Origin of the sequence: Streptomyces niphimycinicus (assembly GCF_018883605.1) — a bacterium.
In the GTDB taxonomy this organism is placed as follows: Bacteria; Actinomycetota; Actinomycetes; order Streptomycetales; family Streptomycetaceae; genus Streptomyces; species Streptomyces niphimycinicus.
Genome location: NZ_JAHLEM010000248.1, coordinates 1 through 1547, shown reverse-complemented (window position 1 = coordinate 1547; position 1547 = coordinate 1). Strand labels below are relative to the sequence as shown.

Here is a 1547-nt window from a genome sequence, read left to right as displayed (position 1 = left end):
CCAGGACATACACCTGGGTATTGGCGATCGGCCGCCCGATTCGGGGCGCACCCGCGGTGTCCGGGGTGACCGACCAGGCCGTCGACCAGATCGTGGTCTCGGTGGGGCCGTACATGTTCGTCACCGACTCGGCCCGCTCGGCCAATGCCACCGCCAGATCGGCGGGCAGCGCCTCGCCACCGACGAGGACCCGCACCCCCGCCAGCACCGAGGCGTCCTCGGCCAGCACCGCCCGCCACAGGCTGGGGGTCGCCTGCATCACCGAAATCCGCTCGTTGGTCACGAGCGCGCACAGCGTCACCGGATCCCGCACCGCGTCCCGCTCCGCCACCACCACCGCGGCACCGCTGAGCAGCGGTACGAACAACTCCAGGCCCGCGATGTCGAACCCGACGGTGGTGACAGCCAGCAGCCGGTCCGCCCCGGTGAGCTGGAACCGTTCGGCCATCGCCACCACGAAATTCGCCAGCGGCCCCTGCGGCACCACCACACCCTTGGGCCGACCCGTCGAACCCGACGTATAGATCACATACGCCGCATGCGACGGCGCGAGGGGAAGGCTCCGCCGCTCCCCCGCCGTCCGGGAGAGCTCCCCGGTGGTCTCGGGCGCGTCCAGCAGCACACGGGGGATGTCCACGTCCGGCAGCATGGACACCAACTCGCTTGTGGTCAGGACGAGTTCGGGGCCGGCGTCCTGGAGCATATAGGCGAGCCGGTCGGCCGGGTACTCCGTGTCCAGCGGCAAGTACGCCGCCCCGGCCTTCCACACCGCCAGCAGCGCCACCAGCAGCTCCACCGACCTGGGCAACGCCACCGCGACGAACGCCTCGGGCCGCACCCCACGGTCGGCCAGCAGCCGTGCGAGGCGATCGGCCCGGGCGTCCAGCTCGCCATAGGACAGGGACACCCCGCCGGCAGCCACCGCCACCGCGTCCGGCGTCCGGGCCGCCCGCTCCTCGAACAGCTCCACCACCGGACGACCGGGCACCTCACCCGCCGTGTCATTCCAGTCCCGCACCACGGACCGCGCCTCGGCCTGGTCCAACAGATCGATCCGGTCGAGCGGGGTGTCCGGGGCGTCGACCATGCCCTGGAGCACACGCAGATAGCGCCTGCCGAGCGTTTCGACCGTGTCCCGGTCGAACAGGTCGGTGCTGTACTCCAGCACTCCTCGCAGCGCGCCGGTTTCCTGCGGCTGCTCGGTGAAGGCGAAGGACAGGTCGAACTTGCCCACGCCGGTGTCGGCCGCCACCGGCGACACGGTGAGGTCGGGGATATCGGCCACGGCCTGGTCGGTGGCCGCCGTGTCGGTGTTGTTGAACGCCAGGAGCACCTGGAAGAGCGGGTGACGGGCGAGCGAGCGCTCGGGGTTGAGCACCTCGACCAGCCGCTCGAAGGGCAGATCCTGATGGGCGTAGGCGGCCAGGTTCCGCGCCCGGACGCGCTCGATCAGCGCGCGGCCCGTGGGACGTCCTGACGTGTCGGCGCGCAGCACCAGTGTGTTGATGAAGACGCCGACCAGGTCGTCGAGCGAGGTGTCGGTGCGA

The 1547-nt window shown here is 71.1% G+C and carries 1 protein-coding gene; it reads right to left on the bottom strand.

Annotation, left to right across the window (positions count from 1 at the left end):
- Positions 1-1547 (bottom strand): non-ribosomal peptide synthetase (locus KN815_RS22400; RefSeq protein ID WP_216343723.1); only part of this gene is annotated, 1547 nt, incomplete at both ends.